Source organism: Streptomyces sp. KM273126 (genome assembly GCF_004337435.2).
In the GTDB taxonomy this organism is placed as follows: Bacteria; Actinomycetota; Actinomycetes; order Streptomycetales; family Streptomycetaceae; genus Streptomyces; species Streptomyces acidicola.
Map to the genome: position 1 here is coordinate 4,505,956 of NZ_SJXB02000001.1, position 17,652 is coordinate 4,523,607.

10 protein-coding genes and 1 pseudogene are annotated in these 17,652 nt (G+C 69.9%); 8 read left to right on the top strand and 3 right to left on the bottom strand.

Going from position 1 to position 17,652, the window contains the following annotated elements:
* The first annotated feature begins 106 nt into the window (after positions 1-106).
* The 3 genes from E0500_RS19345 (at position 107) to hflX (ending at position 5,898) form a co-directional block, all read left to right on the top strand.
* On the top strand, positions 107-2,491 hold the full coding sequence (locus E0500_RS19345) for a bifunctional (p)ppGpp synthetase/guanosine-3',5'-bis(diphosphate) 3'-pyrophosphohydrolase (protein WP_131559675.1): 2,385 nt from the start codon (positions 107-109) through the stop codon (positions 2,489-2,491).
* 84 nt (positions 2,492-2,575) lie between these two features.
* Entirely contained in the window at positions 2,576-4,081 is a 1,506-nt protein-coding gene (locus tag E0500_RS19350; RefSeq protein WP_131559677.1) for a M1 family metallopeptidase, read from the top strand.
* Positions 4,082-4,401: 320 nt separating this feature from the next.
* Entirely contained in the window at positions 4,402-5,898 is a 1,497-nt protein-coding gene (hflX, locus tag E0500_RS19355) for a GTPase HflX (RefSeq protein ID WP_131559679.1), read from the top strand.
* Positions 5,899-6,080: 182 nt separating this feature from the next.
* On the opposite strand, the gene E0500_RS19360 is transcribed toward hflX, so the two are convergent.
* On the bottom strand, positions 6,081-7,268 hold the full coding sequence (locus E0500_RS19360) for a serine protease (protein ID WP_131559681.1): 1,188 nt from the start codon (positions 7,266-7,268) through the stop codon (positions 6,081-6,083).
* A 310-nt stretch (positions 7,269-7,578) separates the two neighbouring features.
* The gene (locus tag E0500_RS19365) at positions 7,579-8,805 is read right to left on the bottom strand and encodes a serine protease (RefSeq protein WP_181587053.1); all 1,227 of its coding nucleotides are present in this window, start codon (positions 8,803-8,805) and stop codon (positions 7,579-7,581) included.
* 480 nt (positions 8,806-9,285) lie between these two features.
* Between E0500_RS19365 and E0500_RS19370 the strand changes: the two genes are divergently transcribed.
* The 4 genes and pseudogenes from E0500_RS19370 (at position 9,286) to E0500_RS19385 (ending at position 15,598) form a co-directional block, all read left to right on the top strand.
* Positions 9,286-9,984: an aminotransferase class III-fold pyridoxal phosphate-dependent enzyme gene (locus E0500_RS19370; protein WP_131559683.1), complete on the top strand. Its 699-nt coding sequence runs from the start codon at positions 9,286-9,288 to the stop codon at positions 9,982-9,984.
* A gap of 625 nt (positions 9,985-10,609) precedes the next feature.
* Positions 10,610-12,292, top strand: coding sequence for an IucA/IucC family protein (locus E0500_RS19375; RefSeq protein WP_399119485.1), 1,683 nt, complete (start codon positions 10,610-10,612; stop codon positions 12,290-12,292).
* 291 nt (positions 12,293-12,583) lie between these two features.
* A pseudogene (locus E0500_RS19380) lies at positions 12,584-13,422 on the top strand (GNAT family N-acetyltransferase).
* Between the two features lie 175 nt (positions 13,423-13,597).
* Positions 13,598-15,598 carry an ATP-dependent DNA helicase gene (locus E0500_RS19385; RefSeq protein WP_131563387.1) on the top strand — a complete coding sequence of 667 codons (2,001 nt, stop codon included), beginning with the start codon at positions 13,598-13,600 and terminating at the stop codon, positions 15,596-15,598.
* A gap of 150 nt (positions 15,599-15,748) precedes the next feature.
* Here E0500_RS19385 and lexA read toward each other — a convergent pair whose 3' ends face one another.
* Positions 15,749-16,525 (bottom strand): transcriptional repressor LexA, encoded by a 777-nt coding sequence (gene lexA / locus E0500_RS19390; RefSeq protein WP_131563388.1) that lies wholly within the window; start codon positions 16,523-16,525, stop codon positions 15,749-15,751.
* Positions 16,526-17,046: 521 nt separating this feature from the next.
* Here lexA and nrdR point away from each other — a divergent pair.
* Complete coding sequence (nrdR, locus tag E0500_RS19395; protein ID WP_131563389.1) at positions 17,047-17,610, top strand: transcriptional regulator NrdR; 564 nt, start codon at positions 17,047-17,049, stop codon at positions 17,608-17,610.
* The last annotated feature ends 42 nt before the right edge of the window (positions 17,611-17,652 follow it).

The window sequence follows — 17,652 nt, forward strand, 5'->3', positions numbered from 1 at the left end:
GGCTCGGTAGCATCAAGCACCGGCACGGACGGGGGAACCACGCATACCCCGAGCCGCCGTACGCCAAGGGGTATCCGTCCGCCGGTCCACGCAGCCGGAGGTGCCCATGAGTGCGGAGGCCACGAACCCTCTCACGCCCGCCCCTGTGACGCCCCCTTCCACACACTCAAGTTCGCATGAACGGGGAAGCACGCACGAGCCGACGGTGCCGCCGGCACACCGCAGGAAGGGGCGCCCCCGCATCGACCTGCGCCGCCTCGGCCGTGCCGCGCTGCTCGGCACCGCGACCCGGGACAGACTGCCCGACGCCATCAGCCATGTCGCCGAGGCCCACCGCGCCCACCACCCGGACGCCGACCTCGAACCCCTGCGCCGGGCCTATGTGTTGGCCGAGTCCTCGCACCGCGGCCAGATGCGCAAGAGCGGCGAGCCCTACATCACCCACCCGCTCGCCGTAACCCTGATCCTCGCCGAACTCGGCGCCGAGACCACGACTTTGACGGCATCCCTGCTCCACGACACCGTCGAGGACACCGATGTGACGCTGGATCAGGTCGGCGAGGAGTTCGGCGAGGAGGTCCGCTACCTCGTCGACGGCGTCACGAAGCTGGAGAAGGTCGACTACGGGGCCGCCGCCGAACCCGAGACCTTCCGCAAGATGCTCGTCGCCACCGGCAACGACGTCCGTGTGATGTCGATCAAACTCGCCGACCGACTGCACAACATGCGCACCCTGGGCGTGATGCGCCCCGAGAAACAGGAGCGCATCGCCAAGGTGACCCGGGACGTGCTGATCCCGCTCGCCGAACGGCTGGGCGTCCAGGTGCTCAAGACCGAACTGGAGGACCTGGCCTTCGCGATCCTCCACCCCGAGGAGTACGAGCACACCCGTGAGCTGATCGTAGACAACGCGGCGCACGGCGGCGACCCGCTCGCCGAGATCGCCGACGAGGTGCGCAGAGTGCTGCGCGAGGCCGGCATCCAGGCCGAAGTCGTCATCCGGCCGCGGCACTTCGTCTCCGTGCACCGCATCTCGCGCAAGCGCGGACCGCTGCGCGGCGCCGACTTCGGACGCCTCCTCGTCCTCGTCAACGAGGACGCCGACTGCTACGCGGTCCTCGGTGAACTGCACACCTGCCTCACGCCCGTCGTCTCGGAGTTCAAGGACTTCATCGCCGTACCGAAGTTCAACCTCTACCAGTCGTTGCACACGGCTGTCGCACGCGTGGACGGCGAGGTCGCCGAAGTCCTCATCCGCACGCACCAGATGCACAAGGTCGCCGAGGCCGGGGTCATCGCGCTCGGCAATCCCTACGCTCCTCCTACGGAGGAGCAGACCGACGGCTCGCAGACCGACAGCGAGCAGAGCGAGGGTGCGCAGAGCGAGGGTGTGCAGAGCGAGGGTGTGCAGACCTATGGGGAGCGGACCGACGCCGGGCCGGTCGGCGGTGACGGCGAGCGCGCCGACCCCACACGCCCCGGCTGGCTCTCCCGGCTCCTCGACTGGCAGGAGGCGGCCCCGGACACCGACATCTTCTGGTCCACGCTGCGCGAGGACCTCGCCCAGGACCGCGAGATCACCGTCTTCCGGCCCGACGGGGGCACGCTGGGGCTCCCCGAGGGCGCGAGCTGCGTGGACGCCGCGTACGCCCAGTACGGCGACGACGCGCACGCCTGTATCGGCGCCCGCGTCAACGGCCGTCTGGCGACGCTGAGTACGGTCCTGAGGGACGGCGACAGCGTCCAGCTCCTCATGGGCCAGGACCCGGCCTCCGAGCCCTCCCGGGAGTGGCTGGAGCACGCCCGCACTCCCGGCGCACGCATCGCCATCCAGCGTTGGCTGGCGGCCCATCCGTCGCCCGCCGACGCCTCCGCCGGTGAGGGAGGCTCTGCCGGGGAAGGCGGCCCTGCTGGTGCTGGTGCGGATGCTGCTGGTGGCGCGGGTGCGTCCGCTTTCCACGACCTCTCCGCCCGCTCGAACACCGACGCGCCGTCCGCCCGACCCGAGGCCGACGCCTCCGCCGCACGCTCCGCCTCCTCCACCGTCGCCGTGGACCAGCCAGGCGCGAGCGTACGGCTCGCGGGCTGCTGCACGCCCGTACCGCCCGACGAGGTCACCGGCTTCGCCGTACGCGGGGGAGTGGTCACCGTCCACCGCGTGGAGTGCGCCGGAGTGGAGCAGATGAAGAGCGCGGGGCGCGCGGAGGTCGGTGTGCGCTGGGGTGACACCACCGAGTGCCGTGTGACGCTGGTCGCCGAGTCCTTCCAGCGGCCCCACCTCCTGGCCGACCTCACCGAGGCCATCGCCCTGGAGGGCGTCGCGATCGTCTCCGCCATCGTCGAACCTCCGGCACAGCAGCGCGTCCGCCACACCTACACCCTCCAACTCCCGGACGCCGCCCACCTCCCCGCCCTGATGCGCGCGATGCGGAACGTCGCGGGCGTGTACGACGTGGGCCGAACCCAGCACCAGGCTCCGGTCACGCAGTAGCGCAGGCCAGAGGGGCCCGCCGTTCGAGTGGGCCCGCCGCGCGCCGTCGCTGTGGGGGAGCAGGGGCGCTGGTAGCGGTGGTGCATGCTGCTCACCGCCCGTCCCAGGGCCCGTCGCGTCAAGGCGGCGCTGCTCACCTCCGCCGTCTCCGTCTGCCTGATCGCCGCAGGCGTCCCCTCGCCGGCCGTGCCCCTCGGCGTGGGCGACCGCCTCTTCCCGTACCTCGGCAACCCGGGGTACGACGTCAGGTCGTACGACCTCGCCTTCACCTACTCCGGCACCAATCGCAAACCGCTCTCGGCCGTCACCACCATCGACGCCCGGACGACCGCACCCCTGAAACACGTCAACCTCGACTTCGCGCACGGGACGGTGCGGTCCGTGGAGGTCAACGGCGCGCCCGCCGCCTTCACCAGCGCGGGCGAGGACCTGGTCCTCACCCCGCGCGCACCGCTCCCCGGGGGCAGCCCGCTTCGGATCACTGTGCGCCACACCAGTGACCCCGTGTACCCCGAAGGCACGGACGGCGGCTGGGTGCGCACCGCGGACGGCCTTGCGATGGCCAACCAGGCCGACGCCGCGCACCTGGTGTTCCCGTGCAACGACCACCCCTCCGACAAGGCCCTCTTCACCATCCGGGTCACCGCGCCCCAGGGACACACGGCCGTGGCCAACGGTCTGCCGGTGGGCGTGCACCGCGGCCCCAGGGCCACGACCTGGACGTACCGCACCCAGCACCCCATGGCGACCGAACTCGCCCAGGTCTCCATCGGCCGCTCCACGGTCCTGCGCCGCACCGGACCGCGTGGCCTGCCCGTGCGCGACGTGGTTCCCACGAAGGACCGCAAAACGCTGGAACCGTGGCTCGCGAAGACACCCGCCCAGATCGCCTGGATGGAGCGGAAGGCCGGCGCGTACCCCTTCGAGACGTACGGCGTGCTGATCGCGGACACGCGGACCGGCTTCGAACTGGAGACACAAACCCTCTCTCTCTTCGAGAGAGAGCTCTTCACCCGGTCCGAGTACCCGCAGTGGTACGTCGAGTCGATCATGGTGCACGAGCTGGCCCACCAGTGGTTCGGCAACAGCGTCAGCCCGCGCACCTGGTCCGACCTGTGGCTCAACGAGGGACACGCCACCTGGTACGAGGCCCTGTACGCGGACGAGAACTCCGGCAAGTCCCTGGAGGCCCGTATGAAGGCGGCCTACGCCACCTCCGACCGCTGGCGCACCGACGGAGGCCCCCCGGCGATGCCCAAGGGACCCGAGCCGGGCCGGAAGATCAGCATCTTCCGCCCCGTCGTCTACGACGGGGCCGCGCTCTTCCTCTACGCCCTCCGCCAGGAGATCGGCCGCCCCGCCTTCGACAACCTGGAACGCTCCTGGGTGCGTATCCACCGCGACGGGGCCGCCGGCACGCGCGACTTCCAGGACCTCGCGTCCCGCGTCGCCGGACGCGATCTGAGCGGGTTCTTCCGTGCCTGGCTCTACGGGACGAAGACCCCGCCGATGCCGGGCCACCCGGACTGGAAGCCCGAGCCCGCACGGAAGTCATCACAGAAATCACCACACAAAACGGAACGGGAATAACCCGGGTGACGAGACGAGCCGTGTCGTGCGACCATCTTCTCCGTCGGCGACGCGGCCCGGCCCCTAGGGGCGGGCCCCGGGAATCTCCGGGGGTACTCGGGCGTTCTCCACGGTGACGGAACGGGTACGTCGCAAGTGACGGACCCGTGACCGAAGACCGGTGACCAGTGATGGAGACTCGTTGCCCGTGACGGAAAGACTGTCGTCAGTGACGGAGTGCCGCCAGTGAGGACCACTGGACGGCTGCCACTGGCGGAAGGACTGCCGTCATCGGCGGAAAGCCCGTCGCCGCATCCGTTTCCCATCGACGTAAGGATCCAATGACCTCCTCTTCTTCCCCTTCCCAGGCCGCGCAGCGCGCCCTCGCGCAGAACTACACCGAAGGTCTTCGGGCCGATGCCCTGATGGAAGAGGACGTCGCCTGGAGCCACGAGATCGACGGAGATCGGGACGGTGACCAGTTCGACCGCTCCGAGCGCGCGGCCCTGCGCCGTGTCGTGGGGCTCTCCACCGAGCTCGAAGACGTCACCGAGGTCGAGTACCGCCAGCTCCGCCTGGAGCGCGTCGTCCTCGTCGGCGTCTGGACCTCGGGAACGGTGCAGGACGCGGAGAACTCGCTGGCCGAGCTGGCCGCCCTCGCGGAGACCGCGGGCGCGCTGGTGCTGGACGGTGTGATCCAGCGCCGCGACAAGCCGGACGCGGCCACGTACATCGGCTCAGGCAAGGCCGACGAGCTGCGGGACGTCGTCCTGGAGTCGGGCGCCGACACCGTCATCTGCGATGGTGAGCTCAGCCCGGGCCAGCTCATCCATCTCGAAGACGTCGTCAAGGTCAAGGTGATCGACCGCACGGCCCTGATCCTCGACATCTTCGCCCAGCACGCCAAGTCCCGAGAGGGCAAGGCGCAGGTCGCGCTCGCGCAGATGCAGTACATGCTGCCGAGGCTCCGAGGCTGGGGTCAGTCGCTGTCACGGCAGATGGGCGGTGGCAAGGGCGGCGGCCTCGCCACCCGTGGCCCCGGTGAGACCAAGATCGAGACGGACCGGCGCCGTATCCGCGAGAAGATGGCGAAGATGCGCCGGGAGATCGCGGAGATGAAGACCGGCCGCGAGATCAAGCGCAAAGAGCGAAAGCGCCACAAGGTGCCGTCGGTCGCCATCGCCGGCTACACCAACGCGGGCAAGTCCTCGCTGCTCAACCGCCTGACGGGCGCGGGCGTCCTGGTCGAGAACTCGCTGTTCGCGACCCTCGACCCGACCGTGCGCCGGGCCGAGACCCCGGGCGGGCGGCTGTACACGCTGGCGGACACCGTCGGGTTTGTGCGCCACCTCCCGCATCACCTGGTCGAGGCGTTCCGCTCCACGATGGAGGAGGTCGGCGACTCCGACCTGATCCTGCACGTGGTGGACGGTTCGCACCCGGCGCCGGAGGAGCAGCTGGCCGCAGTGCGCGAGGTGATCAGGGATGTCGGTGCCACTGACGTGCCCGAGATCGTCGTGGTCAACAAGGCGGACGCGGCGGACCCGCTGACGCTTCAGCGGCTGCTGCGGATCGAGAAGCGCGCCATCGCGGTGTCGGCCCGCACCGGCCGGGGCATCGACGAGCTGCTCGCGCTGATCGACAACGAGCTGCCCCGTCCCTCGGTCGAGATCGAGGCGCTCGTGCCGTACACGCTGGGCAAGCTGGTCGCCCGCGCCCACACCGAGGGCGAGGTGATCTCCGAGGAGCACACCCCGGAGGGCACCCTGCTCAAGGCGCGGGTCCACGAGGAACTGGCGGCGGAGCTGACACCGTACGCACCGGCACCGCTGGCCTGACGCCGGTACGCGCAACGCCTGACGCCGGTACGCGCAACGCCTGAGACCGGTACGCACAACGCCTGAGACCGGTACGCGAACCGCCTGACGCGCGGTACGCACAATGAGCGAAGGCCCGCCCCCGCGTGAGGGGCGGGCCTTCGTCCGTGTCACGTGTCGCGCGTCGCGGGTACGGCCGAGGGCTACTGCCCGCCGTACCGGGTGCTCATCATGTCGTACAACTGCTGGGCACCCCGGCCGAGTTGGGGTCCGGCGAGCCAGGTGTTGTCGGACGGGCCGATCGACGTGTTCGACACCAGCTTGGTCTCCCCGCCGACGACGCGGAACCAGCCGCCGCCGGACGAACCGCCGGTCATGGTGCAGCCGATGCGGTACATCGTCGGCAGGGCGGAGTCGAGCGAGAGACGGCCGGGCCGGTCGAGGCACTTGAACATCTTGAGGCCGTTGTACGGCGCCGCCGCCGGGTAGCCCCACGCGCCCATGGAGCCGGCCTCGGAGGCGGACGGCGTGGAGAAGTCCACGTCCAGGGCCGAGCCGACCGTCTCCTCCAGGGACTTGTCACCTGCCTCAGGCTTCACGCGGAGGATCGCGTAGTCGTACGCGGCACCCGCGCCGCCCGTCTCCGATCCGCCCGTGATCCACTCGTCCGAGGTCGCGGCCCAGTCCGCCCACCACGGACCGAACGGAGCGATCTCTTGGGGAGAGGCGTTCGACAGGTCGGACTCGGACTTGCCCAGGTCGTTGTACGCCGGGACGAAGACGATGTTGCGGTACCAGCCGCCGCTGCCGCCCGCGTGCACGCAGTGGCCCGCCGTCCAGACGAGGTTGGACCTGCCCGGGTGATTCACGTCCTTGACCACCGTGCCCGAACAGACCTTTGAGCCCTCGGGGGAGTCGAAGAAGACCTTGCCGACCGGCGCGGCGCTCTGGTGGTACGGGGTCTTCTCGGGTGTGGCCTCGACCGGCGCCGGCTCCGGGTCGCTTATGCCCTGGTCGGCGGTGGCGTCCTTCGCCGAGATCGTCTTGTTGGCCTCCTCGGCGGACTGCATCCGCTCGGGCTTCCAGAGCTCGTCGATCACCGGGTTGACGAAGTCCTTTGCCTCAGTGAGCCACTTGTCCTTCTCCCAGTTCTTCCATCCGCCGTCCTTCCAGTCGTCGACATCGATGCCGTGCTCCTTGAGCTTGTCGGCGAGGGCGTCGGCGAGGCTGCCGCCCTTGTCACCGGTGATGTCGGCAGCCGGGGAGGCGGTGGCGTCGGGCTTGTCGCTCGCGCTGTCGTCGCCCGACCCGCAGGCGGTCGCGGTGAGCGCCAGAGCGGCGACGAGTCCGGCGGCGGCGAGCAGGCGGTGCCGCCGTGGTGTGGAACGCATGGTGCTTGACCCCCGTGGGAACTTCCAAATGTCACGCCCACTATGCCCAGGCGTCTGAGGACGACCGGCGGGCGGCCGGTGAAGATTTCTGCGGCCTGTGCCTCGCCCGACCGCTGACTGTCCCTCGAACCGACCGCTGTCTGACTCTCTGAGTCTCTGGCTGTCCGCTGTCTCTCTGGCCGTCCGGTGTCCGCCGTCGTTTGTCCCTTGGCGGTCACCGCCGTGTGTTCGTCGGTGGTCGACGGCCGATCGTCGGGGGCCGGGCGCCCGGCCCCCGACGAACAGCACGCGGTCGTCGGTCACCGAGTCGTCACTGACCAGCGAACTTCCGACTCACCTCTTCGTACACGTCCCTGGCCACCCCGCCCAGCCGCGGGCCCGCCAGCCAGCCGGCGTTCACCGGGCCGATCGAGGTGTTGGATACGAGCGCGGGCTTGCCGTCCGCGCCGGTCGCCACCCAGCCGCCGCCGGACGAACCGCCGGTCATCGTGCAGCCGATGCGGTACATCGTGGGGTCGGACTTCAGGAGCGAGAGCCGGCCCGGCTTGTCCGTGCACTGGTACATCGTCTCGCCGTCGAACGGCGCCGCCGCCGGGTAACCCGTCGCCGTGATGCTCCTCACCTGCGGAACCGCGGGCGCGTTGAAGTCCACCGGGAGCGCCGAACCGACTGTCTCCTCCAGGGACTTGCCGTCGCCACCCTCCTCCGGCGTGACATGGATGACCGCGAAGTCGTACGACGCGCCGTCACCGCCCGTCCTGCCGCCCTGCTCGATCCACTGGTCCGAGGTCCGCGCCCCGTCGCCCCACCAGACGCCGTACGGAGCAACCTCCTCCTTGGTGGCGCCTTCGAGCTCCGTCGCCGTCATCCCGCTGTCGTTGTAGGACGGTACGAAGGCGATGTTGCGGTACCAGCCGCCCGACTTGCCGGCGTGCACGCAGTGGCCCGCGGTCCACACGAGGTTCGACTTGCCGGGGTTGGCCGGGTCCTCGACCACGGTCGCCGAGCAGACCATCGTGCCCTCGGGTCCGTCGAAGAACACCTTGCCCGCCTCGGGCACGTTGTCGTGGTAGCCCGTCGGCACGGCCTGTGCCCTCACGGCCGCCGGCGTCGGGTCGGTGACGCCCTGGTCACCGGAGAGGTCGCTCTCGTCGACCTCCTTCTCCGGCTCCTGAGCCTCCCGCATCCGGTCCGGGTCCCACAGGTCCTTGATGATCGGGTTGACGAAGTCCTCGGCCTCGCGCAGCCAGTCGTCCTTGTCCCAGTTCTTCCAGGCGCCGTTCTTCCACTTGTCGATGTCGATCCCGTGCTCTTTGAGCTTGTCCCGGATGTCGTCCGGGATCTGGATCTTGCCGTTGCCGTCCGAGGAGCCCTGGGACGCGGACGCGTCGGCGTTCGCCCCGTCGTCGCCCGTGCCGCAGGCGGTGACAGTCAGTGCGAGAGCCGTGGCGAGACCGACGGCAGCCAGCGTGGGGAAGGATGTGCGGCGCCCACCCCTGACTCGGCGAGCGGTGAGGAACGGGCGTATGGGTGGCATGGTCTGAACTCCCCCTGGGGCGTTTGACAACTCTGTGCCGCCGGAGCGGTCGCGTACGTTCGCGTACGTCATTCTCTCCGTACGCCGCCGCCCGCCGGCTTGGTCCGGATCCGCCGATGTTCGCCCCCTCGGTACGGAACCGCCGACACCGGCCGGCCGCGATCGTCGCGGCGTCACTGAACGGCACCACACACTATGCGGTCGCTGTCGGGGACACCCGACAGAACCGCAACGGTTCCGTCACGGCGTGGATCTTCGCCGCCGGGACACGGCTCCGCGACTGCATGGATCTTCCGCAACACGGGCGGCCCCTCCCCAACTCGGCAGCAACCCTTCCCTCATATGGCGACACGGATCTTCATCCGCACCGATCCGGGCCGCACCCGCTTCCCCACGCGGGTCGCGTCGTTGGTACGTGCGGGGGCCTGCCGTTGATCGGAGCCCTCGGCCAACTCGCCTCTGGGGAGCGGAGGAACCGTCGTGGCTGTGACCGAGTCTGTGGGGCGTGCGGCCGAGGGGGCGCGCGCGGCGCACGAGGGGATCCTACGGCGGGAGTCGGCTCGCGAGTCCGCGTCGCGCACTTACGCACGCGCCCTGCCGTTCGTCCGCGTCAGGGCCCGTGGGTTGACGATCGAGGGTGCCGACGGGCGCCGCTACCTCGACTGCCTGTCCGGTGCGGGCACCCTCGCCTACGTCCGCCAGAACCACCTCGACGAACACCCCGAAATCCTGGGCACCCGCATTCTCACCGAACTCCGCTTCCTGGCCGCCGAGTTCGCCTGTATCGGGCACGTACGCGGCCAAGGCCTGATGATCGGTATCGAACTGGTGGACCCGGAGGGCACACCGGAACGCACCGAAGGCATCCCTCGCGCCGCCCACGTCACCGGTGACGCAGGCCTTGCTCGCCGTGACGATCGCCTTGACGCAGCCGGCCGTCCGGCCCCGTCCCATGACCCCTGGCCCGCAGCGCCCGAACCGGCCGCCGCGGTCCAGCAGGAGTGCCTGCGACGAGGGCTGATCGTCGAACTGGGCGGCCGTCATGCCAGCGTCGTACGGCTCCTCCCACCCCTGACCCTCACGGACGAACAGGCCAACGCCGTACTCGACCGACTCACGGACGCGGTGCGGACGGCGGCGCAGGGATGCTGCGAGCGAGGTGGAGGCGAACCGCGGTGAGCGCCGGCACCGGTGGAAGCACTGAGCCCGCCGCACTACCTGCTCGGCGATTCCCAGGCACACAACACGCTTCAGTGCCACATGGCCACACGCTTATCGCCTTCGCCCATCCGTGCCAGCACTCCTGCCTCCATCCCCGTCTCCATCCATTCCTCCATCCCTTCGGCCATAGCTTCTCCGAGCGCCCTCGTCCCCGCATGAATCTGCGTGACGACGCCCTGGGATGAACACATCGCGTACGCACCCCAGAAACTTCACGAGGACTCCTTGACCGCGACCCCCTGCCCGACTGGCGCACCCGCCCCCACACGCGAGGCACCGAATCGATCCCCGAGCAGAACGACGGCACACACACAGCCGAACCTTTGCCCGCCCCCACCGCCGACCTTCTGAACCACCCCGACCCACACGTCGCAGCCCAAGCCGCGGCCGTCGAGAACCTACTGCGCTGTTGGGCACGGGAACACGACATCCCCGCCCCCGACGACGGCACCCTCCCTGTCCCCCTCCCCGTAACCGGCACAGCTCTTCTCGCTCCGGTCCACTACTGGTCCCCCACGGGCTGGCACCGCTTCGGCCTCCCCGTCTGGCAGACGCCCCCGAAACCGCACCCCCGGCCGACGCGGTGACGGTGGCAGCCCTGCTGGCCAGGGAAGCCGCCGCAACGGATGACGCAGAAGCAGATGCCTCGCAGCCCTCTGGTACGGAGAGTGCCGACCTCGTTGGCCGGGTCGCCGACTCGCTCCGGCGCACAGCTGTGTTCATCAGCGACCGGCGCAACAACCCCACCGACGTACCCGATCTCTTCCTCGCCGCCGAACAGTCACTCGTACTCGGTCACCCCCTGCACCCCACTCCGAATAGCCGTGAAGGGCTCTCCGATGCGGAAGCACGGCTCTACTCACCGGAGTCGCGCGGCTCCTTCCCATTGCACTGGATCGCGGTCTCCCCATCCGCCCTGGTGGCCGACTCAGCATGGACGGAGCGCGGCCGCCTCGTCCCCGCCGAGCAGTTGACCGCCAGGCTGGCCGGCTCCGGGCTGCCTCTGCCCAAGGGCCACACCGCCCTACCCGTGCACCCCTGGCAACTCCACGCGATCCTGCACCGCCCCGACACCGCGGCCCTGCTGGATGCCGGGCTCCTCCAGTACCTCGGCCGCTTCGGCTCGCCTTGGCACCCCACCTCCTCCGTGCGCACCGTCTACCGTTCCGGCGCCCCCGCGATGCTCAAGCTGTCGCTGGGGCTACGCATCACCAACTCCCGTCGCGAGAATCTCCGCAAGGAACTCCACCGCGGAGTCGAGGTCCACCGCCTCCTCCGCACCGGCCTGGCGCGGGAGTGGCAAAACGCCCACCCCGGCTTCGACATCGTCCGCGACCCGGCCTGGCTCGCGGTCACCGGACCGGCCGGCCACCCCGTCCCGGGCCTGGACGTGGTGATCCGGCACAACCCGTTCGACCCGGCCGACGACGTCACCTGCATCGCCGGCCTCGTCTCCCCTCGGCCGTGTGCGACCGGCCAAAGCCCCCCAACCGGCAAACGCCCCCCGACCGACTCGTCCCACGCGCTCGTCCGGGACCACGACACGGGTCAACCGCACGCGTCCGTCCAGCCGAACACCTCCGTCCAACCCCACGGGACCGATCACCAACAGCACGGTTGGCCCGTCGACACCCCCGACCTCGTCATGCGTTCCAGGCTCACCGACATAGTCGCTCGCCTCGCCGACCGCACCGGACGCACCCGCCAAGCCGTCGCCACCGAGTGGTTCCTGCGCTACCTGGAACACGTCGTGCGCCCCGTGCTGTGGCTCGACGGTGAGGCAGGTATCGCCCTTGAAGCCCACCAGCAGAACACCCTGCTCCTGCTGGACCCCGAGGGCTGGCCCAGGGGCGGCCGCTACCGTGACAACCAGGGCTACTACTTCCGCGAGTCCCGCCGTGCGGAGCTCGAAGCCCGGTTGCCCGGCATCGGTGAGCAGAGCGACACATTCGTCTCCGACGAGGTCACCGACGAACGCTTCGCGTACTACCTCGCCATCAACAACGTGTTCGGGCTCATCGGCGCCTTCGGCTCCCAACACCTCGCCGACGAGAGGCTGTTGCTCGCCGCTTTCCGCCGCTTCCTGGCCGGTGCGGTCACCGGCCCCGCCCGACTGCGCACCTCCCTGCCCGCTCTGCTCCTCGACTCACCTGTCCTGCGCTGCAAGGCGAACCTGCTGACCCGGCTGCACGGCCTCGACGAACTCGTCGGCCCCGTGGACACCCAGTCCGTCTACGTCACCATCGCCAATCCCCTCCGCTCCTGATGAACAGGCGCACCCGGCCCATTCGACTTCCCTGACATCCCCGTATCCCTTCCCCGTACATCCCTGACCCCTGATTCCTGAGGAACATGACCCACCCCGTCTCCTGAGAGGAGCGTCGCCGTGCCTCCCACCGATGCGAGCACCGACGCCGGGACCGCCTGCGCCCCGAATGGCACCCCGACCGCCGCTCACAGCAGCACTGCTGCCCGCACCGGCACCACCAGCCCAACCGGCGGCACCGCCGACACCGACACCACCGACCAGCCCGTCACCCGTACCGCCGCCACCGCTGTGCGTACGGACAGCGACGACGACACTGGTCCGGTCCCCGCAGAGGACGCCCCGGCCGAGGCCGCCACCGGCCCCGGTAGCCGTCCTCGCGCCGACATCAGTACGGGCGAGGCGTCCGCCCTGGCGCAGGACAGCGAGGACACGCTGGACCTACGCCTGCCCGACGAGTTCCTGGACTTCCTGGCCGAGGAGGCCGAGAAGCACGGCGGGGGACTGGGCGAGGGCGACGGCGCGGAGGTGCGCCCTACGGATGGCGTCCCGACGGACGACGACCTGCTCGACCGCCTCGCCGACTGGGGTCCGGTCACCACCCCGGTAGGTGTCCTGCACCTCCTCCCCGTACGCGTCGAGCGGGATCTTCCACTGGTCAGCCGCTGGATGAACGACCCCGCCGTGGCCGCCTTCTGGAAACTCGCCGGACCACAGTCCGTGACCGAGGGACACCTGCGCCACCAGCTGGCCGGAGACGGACGCAGCATTCCGTGCCTCGGTCTGCTGGACGGCACCCCGATGAGCTACTGGGAGGTCTACCGCGCGGATCTCGACCCCTGGCCCGCCACTACCCCGCCCGCCCGCACGACACCGGCGTCCACCTCGTCATCGGCGGTGTCGCCGACCGCGGCCGCGGTATCGGCTCAGCCCTGCTCCGAGCCTTCGCCGACCTCGTGCTGGACAAGCGGCTATCGTGCGCACGCGTCATCGCGGAACCCGACATTCGCAACACCCCCTCCATCTCCGCGTTCCTGAGCGCCGGCTTCCGGTTCTCCGCCGAGGTCGACCTGCCCGACAAGCGAGCCGCCCTCATGGTCCGAGACCGGGCCCTGCGCGATCTGCTGTAGCGCCACCACTTTTGGTACACCGCTCACCACGAAGCGGTTCCGACTCGAGAAGAACTTCGAAGGACTCCGTGCTGCATCCACCCGCCATCCCACCCCTCACCCCCGTCCTGATCACGCCCCTCACCCCCGCCTTGACCACCCGCGTGTCAGCGCCGGGTCGTAGGGTGGTCGCGCTATGACGAAGCCCTCACTCCCCGAACTCCTGCATGCTGCCGTCACCGCCGTCGGCGGTGTGGAGCGCCCCGGCCAGGTGACCATGGCCCAAGCCGTCGAGCAGGTCATCGACGACGGCTCACACCTGCTGGTCCAGGCCGGCACCGGCACCGGAAAGTCGCTGGGCTACCTGGTGCCCGCGCTCGCCCACGGGGAGCGGGTCGTCGTGGCGACGGCCACCCTGGCTCTGCAACGTCAGCTCGTGGAGCGGGATCTGCCGCGCACGGTCGAGGCGCTGCACCCCCTGCTGCGCCGCCGCCCCGAGTTCGCGATGCTCAAGGGCCGGTCGAACTACCTGTGCCTGCACCGCCTGCACGAGGGCGTGCCCCAGGACGAGGAGGAGGGCCTCTTCGACCAGTTCGAGGCGGCCGCGCCCACCAGCAAGCTGGGCCAGGACCTGATCCGGCTGCGGGACTGGTCACAGGAGACCGAGACCGGCGACCGCGACGACCTCACTCCGGGCGTCTCCGACCGGGCCTGGTCCCAGGTGTCTGTGTCCTCCCGGGAGTGCCTGGGTGCTTCCAAGTGCGCATACGGCGCCGAGTGCTTCGCCGAGATGGCGCGCGAACGCGCCAAGCTCTCCGAGGTCGTCGTCACCAACCACGCGCTGCTCGCGATCGACGCGATCGAGGGCGCTCCGGTGCTCCCGCAGCACGAGGTGCTGATCGTCGACGAAGCGCACGAGTTGGTTTCCCGCGTGACGGGCGTGGCCACGGGCGAGCTCACGCCCGGCCAGGTCAACCGGGCCGTGCGCCGCGCCGCGAAGCTTGTGAACGAGAAGGCCGCCGACCAGCTCCAGACCGCCGCCGAGGGCTTCGAGCGGCTCATGGAGCTGGCCCTGCCCGGCCGCCTGGAGGAGATCCCGGAAGACCTCGGTTACGCCTTGATGGCGCTGCGTGACGCCGCCCGTACGGTGATCTCGGCCATCGGCAGCACGCGCGACAAGTCCGTCCAGGACGAGGACGCGGTCCGTAAGCAGGCGCTGGCCTCGGTGGAGACCGTGCACGACGTGGCGGAGCGGATCAGCAACGGCTCCGAGTGGGACGTCGTCTGGTACGAGCGTCACGAGCCCCGCGGCGGAGCCGCATATCGATACAGCGGTGCCTCCCTGCGCGTCGCCCCCATGTCCGTCTCGGGCCTCCTCAGGGAGAAGCTCTTCGCGGACCGCTCGGTGGTTCTCACATCGGCGACCCTGAAGCTCGGCGGCGACTTCAACGGCGTGGGAGCATCGCTGGGCCTGGCCCCCGAGGGCACAGAGGGTGAGGACCTGCCGCAGTGGAAGGGTGTCGACGTCGGCTCGCCGTTCGACTACCCGAAGCAGGGCATCCTGTACGTCGCCAAGCATCTGGCACGCCCCGCGCGCGACGGCGACCGCGCCGACATGCTGGACGAGCTGACCGAACTGATCCAGGCCGCGGGCGGGCGGACGCTGGGCCTCTTCTCGTCGATGCGAGCGGCCCAGCTGGCGGCTGAGGAGCTGCGTGTCCGCATCCCCGAGTTCCCGATCCTGCTCCAGGGGGAGGAGACACTCGGCGAGCTGATCAAGAACTTCGCGGCTGACCCGAAGACCTGCCTCTTCGGCACGCTGTCCCTCTGGCAGGGCGTCGACGTCCCGGGCCCCAGCTGTCAGCTCGTCGTCATGGACAAGATCCCCTTCCCACGGCCCGACGACCCTGTGATGAGTGCCCGGCAGAAGGCCGTCGAGGACGCGGGAGGCAATGGCTTCATGGCTGTCGCCGCCACCCACGCGGCCCTGCTCATGGCTCAGGGCGCCGGCCGCCTCGTACGCGCGTCCGGGGACCGCGGTGTGGTGGCCGTACTGGACCAGCGGCTGGCCACGGCCCGCTACGGCAGCTATCTGAAGGCATCACTGCCCGACTTCTGGTACACGACGGACCGTAATCAAGTGCGTAAGTCGCTGGCGGCCATCGACCAGGTGGCCCAGCAGACGGAAGAGGTGTAAGCCCGAAGGCGGCCCGTGACCCCGTCCCGGCGGGAACGGAGTCACGGGCCACCTTCAGCCGACGGAAGCGGAGCCGGACAGGGCAGGGCCCCGGAACCGGCGCAGAGGTTCCGGGGCCCGGATCAGGGGCGGCGCACCGCCGCTACGGGGTCACACCCGCCGCAGCACCGCCACCACCTTGCCCAGGATGGTCGCGTCGTCGCCGGGGATCGGCTCGTACGCCGCGTTGTGCGGGAGAAGCCAGACGTGGCCGTCCTCGCGCTTGAAGCGTTTGACCGTGGCCTCGCCGTCCAGCATGGCTGCCACGATGTCGCCGTTCTCGGCGACCGGCTGGCGGCGGACGGTCACCCAGTCTCCGTCGCAGATGGCAGCCTCGATCATTGAGTCGCCGACGACCTTCAGGACGAACAGCTCACCGTCGCCGACGAGCTGCCTCGGGAGCGGGAACACGTCCTCCACCGACTCCTCGGCGAGGATCGGACCACCGGCGGCGATCCGGCCGACGAGCGGGACGTACGACGCGGCCGGCTTGCCCGCCGTGTCCGTGGGCTGCGCCGACGCCTGGTCGGAGCCCCGTACCTCGTACGCGCGCGGGCGGTGCGGGTCGCGACGGAGGAAGCCCTTGCGCTCCAGGGCCATCAGCTGGTGCGCCACCGAGGACGTGCTGGACAGGCCGACCGCCTGGCCGATCTCCCGCATCGACGGCGGGTAGCCACGCCGCTGCACGGAGTCCCTGATGACCTCGATGACCCGGCGCTGCCGGTCCGTGAGCCCCGAGCTGTCGGCCCGGATGCCTGGAGGTCGGCCAGGCAGGGACCGCTTTGGCCCCTCATGGTTCGTGGCTTCGTTCATCGCATGCACCGGCTCGAATCGGTCCTGGGAGCGGTCCTGGGCAGTGATGGCGGCACTGTCTGCGGTGGTGGTCACGTCGGCCCCTCTCGATGGTCTCCCGTGCTGGACAACGGTAGTTGCTTTCGAAAGGTTGCGCCAAACACACGTTCGAGTGAAAAATCGCGGATTGGTCGACGCGATCAGATCTCCGGGTGTATGGCTAACGCCGCTCCTGGCGGACAAAAGCGCTCATTGCTGTACTGTTCACCGCCGGGCGATGGCCTTGTGGGCCGATGTCGCTTCGTGGTCCAGTCTGCCACCAGGTGCCCCGGCAACCGGGTACCGGCCCCTCCTGAGCGTCGCCCTCACCGTATCCCCGGCCGTCCCGTGGCGGATTGGCCCTGGGGTGCCTGCCCATACGTGTGCGACACGCGCGGCGTGGGCGGATTTACGTGCCAAGCCCTACATGTAGTGCTTGGATTGCGGTGATGGCCCAGAAGTTGTGGTCCCCCGGGTCTCCGGGCCCTCGGGTATCGCCTATGCTTGGGGCTGCTTCGCGGGGCCCGAGTGGCCTGTGAGGCTATTTGAGTCTGCTGTGAAAGGGGGTTGGAAGTTCTATGCATTGCCCTTTCTGCAGGCACCCCGACAGCCGCGTCGTCGACTCTCGGACGACCGATGACGGTACGTCGATCCGCAGGCGCCGTCAGTGTCCGGACTGTGCCCGTCGTTTCACGACGGTGGAGACCTGTTCGCTGATGGTGGTCAAGCGGTCCGGCGTCACCGAGCCCTTCAGTCGAACGAAGATCATCAATGGTGTGCGCAAGGCATGCCAGGGACGGCCCGTCACCGAGGATGCGCTCGCCCAGCTGGGCCAGCGGGTCGAGGAGGCGGTGCGGGCCACGGGGAGCGCCGAGCTGACCACCCACGACGTGGGGCTGGCCATACTCGGCCCGTTGCAGGAGCTCGACCTCGTCGCCTATCTGCGATTCGCCTCGGTGTACCGGGCGTTCGATTCGCTGGAGGACTTCGAGGCGGCCATCGCGGAACTCAGGGAAGAGCAGGGGAAGCGCCCCGCCGGGGACGGCGAGGACTGCGAGGGAGCAGTCGAGGAGCGCAGGGAACCCGAATGCGGGCCCGGAGGGACCGGAGGGGTCCCCGTGCCGGCCCGCGCCGCCGACTGACAGGCGGAGCGCCCGGACGGATCATCCGGACCGGACGATCGG